Raw genomic sequence first — 15836 nt, forward strand, 5'->3', positions numbered from 1 at the left:
CGGCAAGGCGCGCAGCCGGTGGGTCCACAGCTGGAGTCAGCGGGAGACCGGCCGGTTGGGGACACCGGCCAGCACCTCCTCCGCGCGATGACACGCAACCCTACGCCCCTCCACCTCACGGGCGGCGGGCGGCTGGTCCCGGCAGACGTCCGTGGCGAGCGGGCAGCGGAGCCGGAACGGGCAGCCCGACGCGGCGGGCGCGGCCTCCGTCCGCCCGGACGGGCGCGGCGGTTTCCCCCCGAGGCGCGGTACGGCGTCGCGCAGAGCCAGCGTGTAGGGGTGAGCCGGGCGCGTCAGCAGGTCCCGCGTGGAGCCCGACTCGACGACGCGGCCCGCGAACAGCACATGGGAGGTGTCGCAGAGCCGGTCCACGACCCCGAGGTTGTGCGTGATCAGGAGGTAGCCGAGCCCGTGCTCGGCGGCCAGCCTCTCCAGCAGGTCGAGGATCCTCGCCTGAACCGTGACGTCGAGCGCGCTGGTCGGCTCGTCGAGGACCAGGAGGCGGGGCTCGACGGCCAGGGCCCTCGCGATGGCGACGCGCTGCCGCTGACCGCCGGACATCTGGTGCGGTTTGCGCACGGCGACGGCCGGATCGAGGCCCACGTCCTCGAGGAGGCTGGTGACCCGTGCCCGCCGGGCGGCTCGGTCCATCCGGTGGTGCGTGGTGAGCGCCTCGCTGATCGAGGCCTCCACGGTCATGCGGGGATCGAGCGCCTCGCTGCCGTCCTGGAAGACCGGTTGTACGGCCCGCCGGAACTCCGCGCGTCCCTTCCGGTCAAGGGAGCCCAGGTCGCGGGAGCCGTACCGGATCGTGCCTGAGTGCGGGCGCAGGAGCCCGAGGAGAGCGCGGGCCAGCGTGGTCTTTCCCGAGCCGCTCTCCCCGATCAGGCCGACCCCGCCGTCGCCGACGGCCAGGGCGACGTCGTGGACCACCACTGTCGAGCCGTACGCGAGCGTCACCCCGTCGGCCCGCAGCATGGCGCCGCGAGGCACAGCGGCGTCCACGGCGGCGGTGCCAGGCACAGTCTCGTCCGCCGCCGTGGGATCCGATGCGGCGGGACCCGGCGCAGTGGTGGCGCGGGCTGTGGGGTCTGAGGGCACCAGCGGGCTGGACAGGTCGTCGCCAGGTCGCTCGGTCATTTCTTGTCCTCCGCTGGCTCCGCCGCGAGGCGGTCGGGGAGTTGGGGGACGGCGGCGATCAGTTCTCGGGTGTAGGCGTCGCCCGGCCGGGCGAAGACGTCGGCGGCGGGGCCGCTCTCCACCACGGCGCCGTCCTTCATCACCACAACTCGATCGGCGATCGTGGACACGAGGGCGAGGTCGTGGGAGACGAGCAGCACGGCCAGGCCGCGCTCGTCCCGCAGGCGCCGCAGCACCGCGACCACCTCCGCCTGCACGGTCACGTCGAGCGCGCTGGTGGGCTCGTCGGCCAGGACGACCTCGGCCCCGAGAGCGATGGCCAGCGCGATGGCGAACCGCTGCGCCTGGCCGCCGGACACCTGGTGCGGGTAGCGCCGCAGGATGGCGGGTTCCAGCAGCACGGCCGTGACCGCGTCGGCCGCCCGGCTCCGCGCCTCCGCGCCCTTGACACCGTGGCGGGCGAGCGCGCGGCGCATCAGTGTGCCGAGCCGCATGGTGGGGTTGAGCGCGGCCTGGGGGCTCTGCATGACGAGGGCGACCCGGGAGCCGCGGATCCGCCGCAGCTCCGCGAGCGGGGCCGAGAGCACGTCCACGCCATCAATAGCGATATTTCCGGAGATGTCGGCGCCCTCGATGAGGCCGAGGGTCGCGAGCAGCGTCGTCGTCTTGCCCGACCCGCTCTCGCCGACGATCGCGACGCACTCCCCGGCGACGACGTCGAGCTCCGGAACGGACGCGATCACGCGGTCGCCCATCCGGACGGCGAGGTCCCTGATCCTGATCATCGTGCCACTCATCTGGCCAGCCTCGCCCTCAGTCCCTCGCCGAGCACGTTGAACGCGAACGCCGTGACGAGGATCGCCAGGCCGGGGAAGGTCACGACCCACCAGTCCGTCGTGAAGAGCGACTGGCCCTGCTGCACCATGAGCCCCCACTCGGCCGTCGGCTCGTGGGCTCCCAGGCCCAGATAGGACAGCGCCGCCGCGGTGAGGATGACCCCGCCGCCGTCCAGCGAGAGCTGCACCAGAACCGGGGTCAGCGAGTTGGGCAACACGTGCCGGAACACGATCAGCGGGGCGGGCACTCCCAGGCAGCAGGCGGAGTCGACGAACCCCCGGGTCGAGACCGAGGCGGCGACCGACGCGGTGAGCCTGGCGTACCACGGCCACCAGGTGACCGCGATGGCCACGATCACAGTGGTCACGCTCGGCTGCAGCACCACGGCCAGCGCCAGCGAGAGGAGCAGCGCGGGAAACGCCAGGAAGACATCGGTGACCCGCATGATCACATCGCGCTCCCAGCCGCCCGCGTATCCCGCGACGACCCCGAGCACCACGCCGACGATCCCGGACAATGCCAGCACCGCCACGGCGATCACGAGCGAGGTCCGCGCGCCGTACAGGACCCGGCTGAGCACGTCGCGCCCGACCTGGTCGGTGCCGAACCAGTGCGCGCCGCTCGGCGGAAGCAGCGCCTCCAGTGGATGGGTGGCCGAGCCGCCGTCGTCCGGATAGGGGGCGATCCACGGGGCGAGCAGCGCGGCGAGCACGATCAGCCCCAGCAGCACAGCGCCCGCCAGCGCGAGCCGGTCCACCCCCGCCAGGCCACCCACGAGACGACTCAGTGCCGTACGGCGGAGCGGGAGCGGGGCGACGGGCGCGCCCGACGGGCCGGGGGCGGTCAACGTGTCCTCACTCTCGGGTCGATCACGCCCTGGAGCAGGTCCACGGCGAGGTTGGCGAGGACGTAGAGCACCGCGACGAGCAGCGTGACCCCGGCGATCGCGGGGGTGTCCAGGGAGCGGATGGAGTCGGCGGCGTAGCGGCCGAGGCCCGGCCAGTTGAACACCGCCTCCACGAGGAAGCCGTTCACGATGGAGTACGCGAAGACGAGCGCGATGAGCGACAGGACCGGGTTGAGCGCCGGGCGCAGGGCGAACCGGGTCAGCACGGCGGTCTCGCCGAAGCCCAGCGCCCGCTCCAGCCGGGCGTGGTCGCGGGCGGACTCCTCGATGAGGGCGGCCCGGGTCATCTGGGCGACCACGCCCGCCGGGTACGCCGCGATCACCAGGGCGGGCAGGACCAGGTGCGAGAGGGTGCTCCCCAGGATCGGCCAGTTGCCGGTGAAGAGAGCGTCCACGGCCGTGATGTTGGTGTAGACGTGCAGGGGGCTGGTCCTGTCGAGGCCCGTGTCGTACTCCCCCGCGACAGGGAACCAGCCGAGCGCGCTGGCGAAGATCGTCTGCAGCGCCAGGGCCAGCCAGAACACCGGCACGGAGACCGCCAGCATGGAGGAGAGCCGGATCGACAGATCCGGAAATTTCCCCTTGTAGCGGGCGGCGGCGACCCCCAGCGGGATCCCGGCGACGACCGCGATGACGAGCGCGGCGCCGACCAGCTCCAGCGAGGCGGGGAACGCCTGGAAGAGGTCGTCCTTGACCGGCCGCCGGGTGTGCAGGCTCACGCCCCAGTCGCCCCCGAGCAGGTCGCGGACGTAGTTCCAGAGCTGCACCGGCACCGGGTCGTCCAGCCCGAACTGCCGGCGCGCCGCGGCGAGCTCCGCCGGAGACGCCCTGGGCCCCGCGTAGGCCACGGCGGGGTCCCCGGGGACCAGCCGCATGATGACGAACGTGAGGGTGACCACGCCGGCCACGACCAGGAGAGCCTGGCCGAGCCGGCGGATCAGGTACCGCGACATGCCTCAGGCACCGGGCTTGAGGTCGTAGGCGAACACGACGTTCGGGTAAGCCGGGTTGTCGGCATACCCCTGCACCGACTTGGCGTAGGCGCGCTGGTAGTTCTGCACGTACGGCACCGCCACGGCGGCCTTCTCGCCGATGATCTTCGTCTGGAGGTCGGCGTACGCCTTCTCCGCCGCGGCCTTGTCGGTGGCCGTCAGCTCGGGCAGCGAGTCGATCTCCTTGTCGATCGCGTCGTCCTTCAGGTAGGAGAGGTTGAAGGACACCGGATCGGCGCTGTGGATCACGTTGACGAACCAGGAGTACGCGTCGGCGTAGTCCGGATACCAGTACATGACGAAGATGTCCTGGCGCTTGGCCGGGTCCTTGGCCTTGCCCTGGTCCCACTGCGTGGTCCACTGCAGGGGCTTGGCCGACAGCTTGACGTTCAGCTTGTCGAGCGCCGAGCTGAGCAGCGTGACCAGCACTTCCTGGTCGGCGTCGCCCTGGGCGTAGGTCAGGCTCAGGTCGAGCTGCTTGCCGCCGGGCCCGTAGCCCGCCTCCTTGAGCAGCGCCTCCGCGCCCGCGAGGTCCTGCTTGGGCGTCTGACCGGGGGTGAAGCCGAGCAGGCCCTCGGGGACCAGGCCGCTGGCAGGGACTCCGGCGCCCTTCAGCGCGGCCACCAGGCCGTCGTAGTCGATCGCCTTCTGCACGGCCTGGCGGAGCCGCACGTCCTTGAGCGGGCCGTTAGCCGTGTTGAACAACGTGAGCAGGTTCTGGAACGACGGCGTCTGCGAGGTCTGGACGCTCGGGGTGCCGCTCGCCTGGGCGTAGAGCTGCGGGTTGAGCCGCTCGACGAAGCTCACCTCGCCGCGCTGCAGGAGCTGCCACGCGGTCGTGAGCTCCGGGGTCACCCGATAGGCGATCTTCTTGTAGTGGGCGCCGTCCCAGCCGCCCCAGTAGCCGTCGAAGGCCTTCAGCGTGAGCTCGGTCTCCTGCCCCTTCTGCCACGTGTCGATGGTGTACGGCCCGGAGCCGGCGTCGTGGCCCTCACCGAACCACTTCTTCAGGTCGTCCGAGGTGGCCGACGTGTCGTAGACGTACGACGCGTATCCGGCCGAGGCGACCAGGTCGAGCGCGGTCGGATACTTGAGCGTGAAGACCAGCGTCGTGGGGTCCTTGGCCTCGATCTTGTCGACCGCGCCCCAGATGTAGGCCGCGCCCTGCCCGATCTTCATGGTCCGCTCGATGGAGGCCTTCGCCGCGGCGGCGTCGACCGGCTTGCCGGTGTGGAACTTCGCACCCGAGCGCAGGGTGAACGTCCACGTCTTGCCGTCCGGCGAGGACGTCCAGGAGGTGGCGAGCCGGGGCTCGGCCTTCTTGGTCTGGGGGTTATAGCGGGTCAGCGACTCGTAGACGTTCTGCATCGCGATGATCTCGTTGGAGTACGAGCTCGCGGGGTCCCAGTCGGTGACGACGTCCAGGTTGGGGACGTAGACGAAGGTCGCGTCAGTGGTGCCCGCCGAGGACGTGCCCGGCTGAGGCGAGCCTTCGGCGCCGCGAACCTTTCCGCCCGCGCACGCCGCGGCGGTCAGGGCCACGGCCGTCACGGCTCCCGCCGCGAGCAGACGCTTGTGCCAGCGCATGTATGGGGGGTTCCTTTCGTATCCACCGGCCTACCGGGCGAGGGGACCGGCGGCCTTGACGTGCAGGCGAACAGCGGGCTCAGGCAGGTAGCTGAGAGGGATCTCACTGAGCTCCACGATCTGGACCGACGCGGGGTCGGCCCCGGCGGCGACGGCCCTGGCGGCCGCCTCCTCCTTGGCTTTTTCGATCAATGTAGCCCTGCCGGTTTCGCCGCCCGCGGCTGGCACGATCGTTTCGAGCCTGCCGCTGGCGAACGCGATCGCCGCGCCCACCGCGTTGGCGACCTCCGCGTGCGCGGGCCGGATGACCTCGCCGGCCCCGGGGACGTCTCCTGCCAGTAGAAACGCGCCGCCGCCCACGGCGATGAGGGGCCGGTCCGCCTTGCCGAGCGCCACCCGGTCCACGGCGTCGGCGACCTGCTCGTCGGCATTTCGTACGGCTCGCGCCAGCCGTTCGCGCCACTCGTCCGGCACCCCGTGGGTGCCCACGGAGCCCCTACCGGCGGCCACGGCGGCGTCGGTCATGGTGGGCGTCGAGCCGCCGAAGACCAAAGCCTCCCGGCCGATCCGGTAGCCGACGGACCGCGGCTCCTCGCCCACCACCGTGCCGCCGCCGAGGGCGATGGACAGGATGTCGGGCATCCGGAAGTTGGTCGTCACACCGCCGATCTCCACGGCCGCGGCCGACTCCCGGGGGAACCCGCCCACGAGCACGCCGAGGTCCGTGGAGGTGCCCCCCACGTCGGCGACGATGGCGTCCTCCACGCCGGACAGGTACGCCGCGCCCCGCAGGGAGTTGGCCGGTCCCGAGCCGATGGTGAGGACGGGATAGCGGGCGGCGTAGTCCACGGCCATCAGCGTGCCGTCGTTCTGGGCGAAGAACGTCTCGACCCTGAGGCCCCTCGATTCGAGGGCGCTCCGCAGAGCCGTGGTGACGTCGCGGGCCACGCCGTACAGGGCGGCGTTGAGGACCGTGGCGTTCTCCCGCTCCAGCAGTCCCAGCGAGCCGATCTCATGGCTGAGGCTCACCGCCACGTCCCCGAGCTCGCCGCGGACGATCTCGGCGACCCGGTTCTCCTGGTCCGCGCTCGCCGGGCTGAACACCCCGGTGACGGCCACGGCGTCGGCCTCGACGCCGGAGAGGAACCGCTTCACGGCGTCGACGTCGAGCGGGGCGATCTCGCGGCCGTCGACGAAGTGGCCGCCGCGCACGATCGCCGTCCCCGCCGCCACGGCCTTCCTCAGGTCGTCCGGCCACTCGCTCAGCGGCGGCACGGAGGTCGTCGCGGGGGCCCCGAGCCGGAGCACGGCGACCCGGCCGAGCGCGCGGCGCTCCAGGATGGCGTTGGTCGCGTGGGTGGTGCCCAGCATGACCCGGCGAACCCGGCCGGGCTCGTCGAGCTCGGCCAGCACGGCGTCGAGCGCGGCCCGCAGCCCCTCGGTCACGTCGGGGCTGGTGGGCCGCTTGGCCTTGGCGACGACGCGGTCGGTGTCGTCGAGCACCACGGCGTCGGTGTTCGTCCCGCCCACGTCGATGCCGATGCGCAGGCCGTTTCCCCCGCTCATGAGGCGATCTTCTCGACGGGGAGGTAGTCGAGGTCGTAGCCGAAGGCCCGGGGCCCGGCCGTCTCCAGGCCCTTGGGCGTACGCCACAGGGGGTCGCACGGCCAGGCGAGCACGGTCACCCGCTGGCCGTAGCGCAGGCCCTCGGTCTGGACGGCCGTCGCCGTCTGGGTGTCCACCACCGTGATCAAATCCGGCACCATCGCTCGCACCCGGCCGTCCTCGACGGCGACCAGGTTCTCGTTCTGGATCTCCAAGGTGAGCGTCCTGCCGCGGTCGTCACCGGTCCCCTCGATCGTCACGGTCCCCCGGACGAAGCCGCCCGTGGTCCGCCGCTCCAGGTCCGTGAGCTTGCCGGTGACCAGCCGTACGGCGCCGAGCTCCTCCTGGAGGGCGGCGAGCGGGTCCTGCGCGCCCTCGGTGGCCCGGCCGATGGCGATCGCCCTGGTCACGGTGCCCTCGATCACCGCGCCTTCGCACTCGCGCGCCGTGAGGACGTAGTCGGCCATCAGCGCGCTCGATCCCGAGGCCACGCAGACGGCGCGGGCGATCTGCTCCGACCACAGCCCGTCGACCGGGCGGATCGTCACGACGTTGCCGACGACGTCGGACATGATGACGAGGTTGGCCGGGATTCCGGCGACGTACATCGACACCATCTGGACCTCGGGGAACGCCCGGCCCATGGCGTCGGCGTCGAGCAGGGGCAGGCCGAGCCGAGCCGCCCAGGCCACGGGCGCGACGCCGTTGGCGCCGCCGATCTCCGACGACATCACGGCAGCCGGCGCCCGGCCGAAGATCCGCTCGATCTCGTCGCGGATCCGGACGGGCTCGTCCTCGGAATGGATCATCTCGTGGCTGACCGTGGGGGCGCCGATCCCGGAGAGCGGCAGGACGAGGGCGTCGCCGGGCAGGTCCCGGAGGCCGACGACCGGAACCTCGCCGTGCTCCCGGATCGCCCGGCGGGCGGCCAGGGCCCCGGCGCGGACGTCTCCGCCGCCGCCGGTCCCGAGCACGGCGCAGCCGCGGGCCAGGGCGGAGACGTCCTCCAGCGAAATGTCGAGCGATATGCGGGCCTGCATGGCGAGAGCCTTCACCACCGACCTGGGCACGCTCAATGTCACCCTTCAACACCTGTCCGACATTTGTTGTCGTACCACGACAAAAGCCGCACGGACTGGTCAATCGGAGAAACACAGAAGGCCCGGAGGAGATCCTCCGGGCCTTCTTATCGTGGTAGCGGGGACAGGATTTGAACCTGCGACCTCTGGGTTATGAGCCCAGCGAGCTACCGAACTGCTCCACCCCGCGTCGGTGTGTATGCCTTAACCATAGCCGCTCCGGGGGATCAGCCGCAAATCGATTGCCGGAACGACGAAGGCCCCGGCCGTCCGGTTTCCCGGACGGCCAGGGCCTTCATTCAGTAGCGGGGACAGGATTTGAACCTGCGACCTCTGGGTTATGAGCCCAGCGAGCTACCGAGCTGCTCCACCCCGCGTCGGTATGTTTAGAGGCTATCCGGCATGCGCGCTGGAGGCAAATCAGCCCACGAACACCGGAACCCCGCGCTCGACGAGCACGGGGTTCCGGGCGTTCTTTTCGACGGTTCAGCCCGTCGGCGTGGGACTAGGACTCGCGCTCGGAGTAGGGCTCGCGGTCGCCGGCGGCGGCGTGGACGTCGCCGGCTGCTGGCCCTGGAGCCTGTTCAGCTCGTCCAGCGCCTGCTTCAGCGCCGTCTGCGCCTTGCCGTACGCGTCCCAGTCGGCCGGGGTGGATGCCAGCGCCTTCTGGGCGTCCGCGTACGCGCTCTGGGCCTTGGCGACGATCGCCGCCAGCGTGGCGTTCGCCGGAGGATTCTGCGCGGGATTGACCGGGTTAGCCGGATTGACCGGGCCCTGTCCCGTGCCGAAGACCTGGCTGAGCGCGTCCTTGAGGGTGTCGGCCGAGCCCACCTTGTCGCCGAACATGACCAGCACACGGCGGAGGATGGGGTACGGCTCCTGCCCCGCCCCGGCGGCCGTCTGCACGTACACCGGCTCGACGTAGACCAGCCCCCCGGCGAACGGCAGGGTCAGCAGGTTGCCGTACAGGATCTGGGCCTTGCCGAGACCGAGGATGTTGAGCTCGCCGGAGAACCGGTTGGTGAAGGTGTTCTGCACCTGGCCGGGTCCGGAGATCGTCGTGCTCGCCGGCATGCGGAGGATCTGCAGCTTGCCGTACCCGTCGCCGGGCGTGGCGTCGACCGCCATGAACGCCGCGAGGTTCGGCCCCTGCCTCGGCACGAACGTGGTCGTCAGTGAGAACGACGACGACAGCGCGCCGGGCATCTTGACCGACAGGAAGTACGGCGGCTGCTTGATGTTCTTCTCGCCCGACGACGGGTCGTCCGGGACGTTCCAGAAGTCCTGGCCGCTGTAGAACGACCGCGCGTCCGTGATGTGGTAGCGGGACAGGACGTCACGCTGCACCTTGAACAGGTCTTCGGGGTAGCGCAGGTGCTGCTTCAGCTCCGCGCTCATCTTGTCCTTCGACTGGACGATGCCCGGGAACGCCTTCTCCCAGGCCTTCAGGATCGGGTCGGTGGAGTCCCACTCGTAGAGCGTCACGGTGCCGTCGTAGGCGTCCACCGTGGCCTTGACCGAGTTGCGGATGTAGTTGATCTGGTCCCGGGGCGGCGGCGTGATCGCCCTGGGGTCCGTCGCGGTGTCCCGGATCATGTCCGAGAAGCTCTTGCTCTGCGAGTAGGGGTACTCGTTCGCGGTCGTGTAGGCGTCGATGATCCAGACGATCCGCCCGTTCACGACCGCGGGGTAGGGGTCGGAGTCGAGGTTGAGGAAGGGCGCCACCTTGGCGACCCGCTCCGCGGGATCCCGGTCGTACAGGATGCGGGACTGGTCGTTGATGTCGCCCGACAGCAGCAGGTTCTTCTCGCCGTACTTCACGGCGTAGAGCAGCCGGTTGAAGAAGGAGGCGAGGGGCACGCCGCCCTTGCCGGTGTAGGTCGTGTTCTGCTGCCCCGTCCCGCTGCTCTCGGGGTAGTCGAGCTCCTGCGGCTTGTTGGGCGAGCCTCCGGCGATGACGTAGTCGGTGCCGCGCTCTCCGAAGTAGACACGGGGCTCCTTGAGGCCCGTGGCCGTGACCAGAGGGCCGGTGACCGGCATGTCCTTGGCGTCGAAGTTGGGCAGACCCTCGGTGTCCACCTCGTTGCCGGGGGCGGCGACGAACCCGTATCCGTGGGTGTAGACCAGGTGCCGGTTGATCCAGTTGTCCTGCTCGGTTGGCGGCCCGGTGAGCTCGCGCACGGCCACGATGTGGTCGCGGACGTTCCCGTCCTGGGCCTTGTACCGGTCGACGTCCAGCGGGTCGGCGAAGTCGTAGAAGCCGCGGATGCGCTGCTTCTGCTGGAAGGTCTTGGCCACCAGCACCGGATCGAGCAGGCGGACGCCGGAGACGGTGTCGTCGTTGGCCGCCTGGCCCTGCTGGGGTGTGCCCTGCGCCTGGTAGGCCACGACGCCGGCGTCCGCGACGCCGTACGCCTTGCGGGTCTCCGCGATGTTCCGCGCGATGTACGGCTCTTCCTTGCCCTGCTGGTTGGGCCTGACCTGGAACTGCTCGACCAGCGCGGGATAGACGCTGCCGATGAGGATGGCCGAGAGGACCAGCAGCCCGAACGCGACACCCGGCCACATCCCGCCCGGCCGGATGACACCCGCGAAGAAGATCAGCGCGCAGATGAGCGCGATGACCGCCAGGATGCCCTTGGCCGGCAGCACCGCGTTGACGTCGGTGTAGGAGGCGCCGTGCACGAAACCGCGGCTGGAGAACACCAGCTCATAGCGGTCGAGCCAGTAGGCCAGCGCCTTGAGCAGAACGAACACGCCGAGCAGCACGGAAAGGTGAGCGCGGGCCGCCCGCGACGCCTGCAGCCCGCCGGGCGACTGGAGCCGGAACCCGCCGTAGAGGTAATGGACGACCGCCGCCGCGATGATCGACAGGATGACGGCCGTGAACAGGAAGTTCAGCACCATCCGGATGAACGGAAAGGTGAACATGAAGAAGGACACGTCGATGCCGAACTGCGGGTCCTTCTGACCGAACGGCGTGGCGTTCTCGAACAGCAGCCAGGTCTTCCACTGCCCGGCGACCGACGATCCCGTGAACAGGGCCAGGACGCCCATGCCGATCAGGAACACGAGCCGCCGGTGCGGGTCCACCGCGACGCGGTAGCGGTCCGCCCCCTGGGGGCCGCCGAACATCCCCGGGCCGAACATCGGCCGCATCCGGTGCGCCAGCACCATGTTGCCGCCCACGATGCCGACCATGAGGAGGGCGCCCACCAGGAAAAGCAGCACCTGGGTGACGAGCATCGTGGAGAACACCGACGAGAAGTCCACCGAGTCGTACCACAGGTAGTCGGTGAAGATCCCGGCGAAGATCAGGAGTAACACCACGACCGTCACGACGGCGATCGTGACGGGAATCAGTAGTCGCGGCCTTCGGGGCAAGCGCATCGCCCGTCCGGCCCCGGGGCTCCGGAAGCTCAACGCCAACCCCTTGTCTCAGAGCAACGGTCCGTGCCTGGCAACCTACACCGCGATAAGCGCGGTCGTGATCCAGAAGCCGGTCCCCCTCAGGCTAGCTCGCAGGGCAGGCGGGCACGTCGCCGGAGCCGGTCCGCAGCGCGTCCATCGCCTTGATCGCGCCTTCGAGCGTCTCGACCTTGACCAGGCGAAGCCCCTTGGGGACGGCCCGCACGGCGTCCGCGCAGTTGCCGGAGGGCGTGAGGAAGATCGTGGCACCGGCGCTCCGCGCGCCGACCATCTTCTGCTGGATTCCGCCGATGGGCCCGACGCTGCCGTTGGGGTCGATGGTCCCGGTGCCCGCGACCGACTTCCCTCCGGTGATCCCACCCGGCGTGAGCTTGTCGTAGATGCCCAGCGAGAACATCAGCCCGGCGCTCGGCCCGCCGACCTGGCCCACGCTGATGTCGACCTTGAACGGGAACTTGTACGCCGACTGCATCCGCACGCCCACGAGGGCCTTGCCGTCGTCGGATCTGGCCGTGGTGATCGTGACGTCGGTGGAGGCCGTCCCGCGCTTCACCGTGAACCGGACCGGCTCACCGGGCTTGTGCTCCTGTACGGCCGCCGCGACCGACTCCAGCTCGGCGACCGGCGTGCCGTCGACTGCCGTGATCTCGTCCCCCGGCTTGAGCTTGCCGTCGGCGGGCTGCCCCTTGTCGGTCTCCGCCACAGAGACCGCCTTCTGGATGGGGATCTTCAACGCGTTCAGCGCCGCGGCCGTCGCCGACTGCTGGGAGTCGGTCATCTCCTGGGTGTTCTGCTCCTCGACCTCCTTGGGCGTCGAGGCCTTCGGGAAGATCGCCTCTTCGGGGACGACCGCGACGGTCGGGTCCACCCAGCCGCGCAGCGCCGTCAGCAGGTCGAGGCGGTTGTCCGGGCCGCCCTGGTAGGCGACGGTGACGAGGCTCAGCTTGCCCTCGGTCGGGTAGGTCTGGTGCCCCGAGATGCTGATCACCGGCTTGCCCTTTACGTCCCCGATCGTGTTCTCGGTGGGCCCCGGGCTCAGCACGACGTACGGCACGGGCAGCACGGCGCTGATGAGCGCCAGCGTGAGCGTGAGGAAACCCGCCACCAACAGGGTCAGAGCGCGTCGGGACATGAGGGAACTCTATGCGGTCCCCCGGGACCCTAATCGCAGGCGCCAACCCACTCGGCGTCACCGTCGGCGAACACCTGGTGCTTCCAGATCGGGACCTCCTGCTTGAGATCGTCGATCAGCTTCCGGCAGGCCTCGAACGCCTCGCCCCGATGGGGGCACGCCACGGCCACGACGACCGCGATGTCGCCCAGCCGCAGGTCGCCGACCCTGTGCACGGCCGCGAGCGCCGTCACCGGGTAGTCGCCCGCGACCTTCTCCGCCACCTGGCGGAGCACCTCCCCGGCCGACGGATGGGCCGAGTAGGACAGGAGCGTCACCGGGCGGCCGTGATCCTGCTCGCGCACGGTCCCCACGAAGACGGCCGTGCCCCCCGCCGCGTGATCCCCGACGGCGCCCAGCACTTCGTCCACGGACAGCGGAGTGTCCCGAATCCCCAGCAACCGGATGACATCCACCCCCCGAGACTAATACGCCCACCCCCACCACAAGCCCGCGACATTGCCCTACTAGGGCCAGCCGTCCTGCGAGGGGCGCGGCGGTGTCTGGACTGAGGAGTCGAGTGGGGAGCGAGGAACGAGCGACCCCGAGCGACGAGGGCTGTGCTCATCGCGCGCCTGCGGCACGACCACGCGGCCTCAATGGCGCCCCGAGCCCGCCGAGCCGGAGGCGCGGCAATTGAACACAGCGAGCGCGATCAGACACGCCGTTTGCGGCGGGCGGCGCGGACGATGGCGGCGGTGCCGATGACGGCCACGGTGGCGCCGGCGGCGGTGATCGTGGCCTCCTTGCCGGACAGGCGGCGGCCGACGACGGCGTGCCTGCCCTCCCTCAGCTCCAGCAACTCCTGCAGGGCCGCGGCGTTCGTCCAGCTCGGTTTCCACCCGGCCTCGCGGAGGGAGGCGCAGTCGACCACCCATGGATAGACGACGTAGTGCAGGTCGGTCGCGGGGGCCGGGGTGATGCCGAGCCGGTGCAGGCGTTGCGCGGTGCCGAAGGTCAGCCCGGCGGGCAGCTCCAAGCGGCGCAGCCCGGAGATCTCCTCGACCTGGTCCATCTCCAGCCAGCCGTCCGAGCCGACCGCGACCACGCCCGTCACCTGGCCGAGCGCGGCGAGCTCCAGCGCGGACACGAGGTCGTCCACGTGGCAGAACTGCCATCGCGGCAGGCAGCCCTTGACCACGAGCAGCCGGGGAGCCTCGAAGTGGCGGGTGACGACGGTGTCGACGCCCTGTCCCACCAGGGCGGCGGGGCGCAGGACGGTCACTTCGAGACCGGGGTGCGAGCGCAGCGAGCGCCGGACCAGCGCCTCGGTCTCCAGGTAGTCCCCGACCACGCCGGTGTCGGGCTCCGCCGCGACGGGAGAGTCCTCTGGCAGCGGCACCGCGTTGTCGGCCGCCGCGCCGTACACCATCGCGCTGGTGACCAGCACGACCCGGCGGACGCGCGCGGCCGCGCAGGCGGTGAGGACGGTCTGGGCGGCGCGGAGGTTGTAGCGGCGGCGCTCGGCCGCGTCGGAGTTCAGCGACTCATCCGTCCCAAGATGGACGAGGACGTCCACATCTGAGATTCGGTTCGCCAAGAGCGGATCACGGATGTCAAGGACGCGCCAGGTGACGTCCGGGACGTCACCGCGGTGGTCGTCGATGGCCACGACTCGGCGGAAATCCGCAGACGAGGCCACTTTCGCGAGGAACGCCCTGCCGATTCCGGAGGCGGCGCCGGTGACGGCGACGACGGGCGGACGAAGGCGTTTCGAGGTAGGCACGAGGTCCTCACTTTGCACTGACCCGCCCCACGGCGGATAACGTGGCGGATGTGGACTCCTCCATCCTGCACGAGGTGGCGCGGTGACTGACCTGCCAGGTCGCGAAAACGACCCCAACGAGAATCCGTTCGCCATGTTCGGCAGCCCGGAGCAGATAGCCGCGGCCATGCGGCAGTTCGCGGACATGCTGTCCGCCTCACCGGACGCCGGACCCGTCAACTGGGACATGGCGAAGAACATCGCCCGGCACGCCGTGGTCGCCGAGGGCGACCCGAGCGTCATGGAGGGCGAGCGACGCCAGATCGTCGAGGCGCTCAACCTCGCCGATCTGTGGCTGAACGAGGTGACGACGCTCCCGAGCGGCGTGGTGAACCCGCAGGCGTGGAGCCGGTCGGAGTGGATCGAGAAGACTGTCCCGGTCTGGAAACAGCTGTGCGACCCGGTCGCCAACCAGATGGTCGAGACCATGGGCGGCACGCTGGGCGCGGCCGGGCTGCCGCCCGAGGCGCAGGCCATGGCCGGGCCGCTCATGGGCATGCTGAAGCAGATGGGCGGCATGATGGTCGGCCAGCAGATCGGCCAGGCGATCGGCACGCTCGCGCGGGAGGTGGTCGGCTCCTCCGACATCGGCCTGCCGCTCTCCGACACGGCCGCGCTGCTGCCCGGCGGGATCGCCACGTTCAGCGAGGGCCTGGAGACGCCGTCCGAGGAGATCAGGCTCTACCTGGCTCTGCGCGAGGCGGCGCACCACCGGCTGTTCCAGCACGTCCCGTGGCTGCGGGCGCACCTGCTCGGCGCCGTGGAGGAGTACGCCAGGGGAATCACCGTGGACGTGTCCGCCCTGGAGGAGAAGCTCCAGGGGCTCGACCTGAGCAACCCGGCGCAGATCCAGGAGGTCCTCGGCGGGGGCGAGTTGCTCAAGCCCGAGGAGACCGAGCAGCAGAGGGCCGCGCTGAGCCGTCTGGAGACCGCGCTCGCGCTGGTCGAGGGCTGGGTCGCGACGGTGGTCGACTCGGCCGCAGACGGCAAGCTGCCGTCCTCCGCCGCCCTGGCCGAGACCGTACGGCGCCGCCGCGCGACGGGGGGCCCCGCGGAGCGGACCTTCGCCACGCTGGTCGGCCTGGAGTTGCGCCCAAGGAGGCTCCGCGAGGCCGCCGCGCTGTGGAAGGCGCTGGGCGACGAGCGCGGGATCGACGGCAGGGACGCCGTATGGAACCACCCCGACCTGATGCCGACGGCGGACGACCTCGACCACCCCGAATCGTTCGTCAAGGGCGAGGCCGAGCTGGACCTGTCCGCGCTTGAGGAGCCCAAGGACGACACGGGCGACCAGGGCCCCAGCGAGACGACCTAACCCCCCCCC

Annotated in this window: 12 protein-coding genes and 2 tRNA genes; 1 reads left to right on the forward strand and 13 read right to left on the reverse strand. The window is 70.7% G+C overall.

Annotated features, from left to right (window positions below; all coding sequences use genetic code 11):
- Nucleotides 1-36: 36 nt before the first annotated feature.
- The 13 genes from N5079_RS20150 to N5079_RS20210 all read right to left on the reverse strand — a co-directional run bounded on the left by N5079_RS20150 (nt 37) and on the right by N5079_RS20210 (nt 14473).
- Nucleotides 37-1140 carry an ABC transporter ATP-binding protein gene (locus tag N5079_RS20150; protein WP_261585490.1) on the reverse strand — a complete coding sequence of 368 codons (1104 nt, stop codon included), beginning with the start codon at nt 1138-1140 and terminating at the stop codon, nt 37-39.
- The gene (locus N5079_RS20155; RefSeq protein WP_261585491.1) at nt 1137-1937 is read right to left on the reverse strand and encodes an ABC transporter ATP-binding protein; all 801 of its coding nucleotides are present in this window, start codon (nt 1935-1937) and stop codon (nt 1137-1139) included. The genes N5079_RS20150 and N5079_RS20155 overlap by 4 nt, the downstream gene beginning before the upstream one ends.
- On the reverse strand, nt 1934-2824 hold the full coding sequence (locus tag N5079_RS20160; RefSeq protein WP_261585492.1) for an ABC transporter permease: 891 nt from the start codon (nt 2822-2824) through the stop codon (nt 1934-1936). Before N5079_RS20160 ends, N5079_RS20155 begins: the two co-directional genes overlap by 4 nt.
- Nucleotides 2821-3837, reverse strand: coding sequence for an ABC transporter permease (locus N5079_RS20165; RefSeq protein ID WP_261585493.1), 1017 nt, complete (start codon nt 3835-3837; stop codon nt 2821-2823). Before N5079_RS20165 ends, N5079_RS20160 begins: the two co-directional genes overlap by 4 nt.
- Before the next feature lie 3 nt (nt 3838-3840).
- The gene (locus tag N5079_RS20170; protein WP_261585494.1) at nt 3841-5463 is read right to left on the reverse strand and encodes an ABC transporter substrate-binding protein; all 1623 of its coding nucleotides are present in this window, start codon (nt 5461-5463) and stop codon (nt 3841-3843) included.
- 30 nt (nt 5464-5493) lie between these two features.
- Nucleotides 5494-7029, reverse strand: coding sequence for a hydantoinase/oxoprolinase family protein (locus tag N5079_RS20175; protein ID WP_261585495.1), 1536 nt, complete (start codon nt 7027-7029; stop codon nt 5494-5496).
- Entirely contained in the window at nt 7026-8138 is a 1113-nt protein-coding gene (locus tag N5079_RS20180; RefSeq protein ID WP_261585496.1) for a DUF917 domain-containing protein, read from the reverse strand. Before N5079_RS20180 ends, N5079_RS20175 begins: the two co-directional genes overlap by 4 nt.
- A 122-nt stretch (nt 8139-8260) precedes the next feature.
- Nucleotides 8261-8337, reverse strand: a tRNA-Met gene (locus N5079_RS20185).
- Nucleotides 8338-8450: 113 nt separating this feature from the next.
- Nucleotides 8451-8524, reverse strand: a tRNA-Met gene (locus tag N5079_RS20190).
- A gap of 109 nt (nt 8525-8633) precedes the next feature.
- Complete coding sequence (locus N5079_RS20195) at nt 8634-11537, reverse strand: UPF0182 family protein (RefSeq protein ID WP_261585497.1); 2904 nt, start codon at nt 11535-11537, stop codon at nt 8634-8636.
- A 124-nt stretch (nt 11538-11661) separates the two neighbouring features.
- Entirely contained in the window at nt 11662-12708 is a 1047-nt protein-coding gene (locus tag N5079_RS20200; RefSeq protein WP_261585498.1) for a PDZ domain-containing protein, read from the reverse strand.
- Nucleotides 12709-12737: 29 nt separating this feature from the next.
- Entirely contained in the window at nt 12738-13163 is a 426-nt protein-coding gene (locus tag N5079_RS20205; protein WP_261585499.1) for a molybdenum cofactor biosynthesis protein MoaE, read from the reverse strand.
- A gap of 239 nt (nt 13164-13402) precedes the next feature.
- Nucleotides 13403-14473, reverse strand: coding sequence for an NAD-dependent epimerase/dehydratase family protein (locus tag N5079_RS20210; protein WP_261585500.1), 1071 nt, complete (start codon nt 14471-14473; stop codon nt 13403-13405).
- Between the two features lie 82 nt (nt 14474-14555).
- Between N5079_RS20210 and N5079_RS20215 the strand changes: the two genes are divergently transcribed.
- On the forward strand, nt 14556-15827 hold the full coding sequence (locus N5079_RS20215) for a zinc-dependent metalloprotease (protein WP_261585501.1): 1272 nt from the start codon (nt 14556-14558) through the stop codon (nt 15825-15827).
- Nucleotides 15828-15836 lie beyond the last annotated feature (9 nt).

The organism is Planotetraspora sp. A-T 1434, from assembly GCF_025420585.1.
Lineage (GTDB): Bacteria > Actinomycetota > Actinomycetes > Streptosporangiales > Streptosporangiaceae > JAOEGB01.

Excerpts from the sequence above, each read along its gene's own strand:
- N5079_RS20195 (WP_261585497.1), bottom strand. The coding sequence starts at position 11,537 with ATGCGCTTGCCCCGAAGGCCGCGACTACTGATTCCCGTCACGATCGCC.
- N5079_RS20150 (WP_261585490.1), bottom strand. The coding sequence starts at position 1,140 with ATGACCGAGCGACCTGGCGACGACCTGTCCAGCCCGCTGGTGCCCTCA.
- N5079_RS20155 (WP_261585491.1), bottom strand. The coding sequence starts at position 1,937 with ATGAGTGGCACGATGATCAGGATCAGGGACCTCGCCGTCCGGATGGGC.
- N5079_RS20170 (WP_261585494.1), bottom strand. The coding sequence starts at position 5,463 with ATGCGCTGGCACAAGCGTCTGCTCGCGGCGGGAGCCGTGACGGCCGTG.
- N5079_RS20200 (WP_261585498.1), bottom strand. The coding sequence starts at position 12,708 with ATGTCCCGACGCGCTCTGACCCTGTTGGTGGCGGGTTTCCTCACGCTC.
- N5079_RS20165 (WP_261585493.1), bottom strand. The coding sequence starts at position 3,837 with ATGTCGCGGTACCTGATCCGCCGGCTCGGCCAGGCTCTCCTGGTCGTG.
- N5079_RS20175 (WP_261585495.1), bottom strand. The coding sequence starts at position 7,029 with ATGAGCGGGGGAAACGGCCTGCGCATCGGCATCGACGTGGGCGGGACG.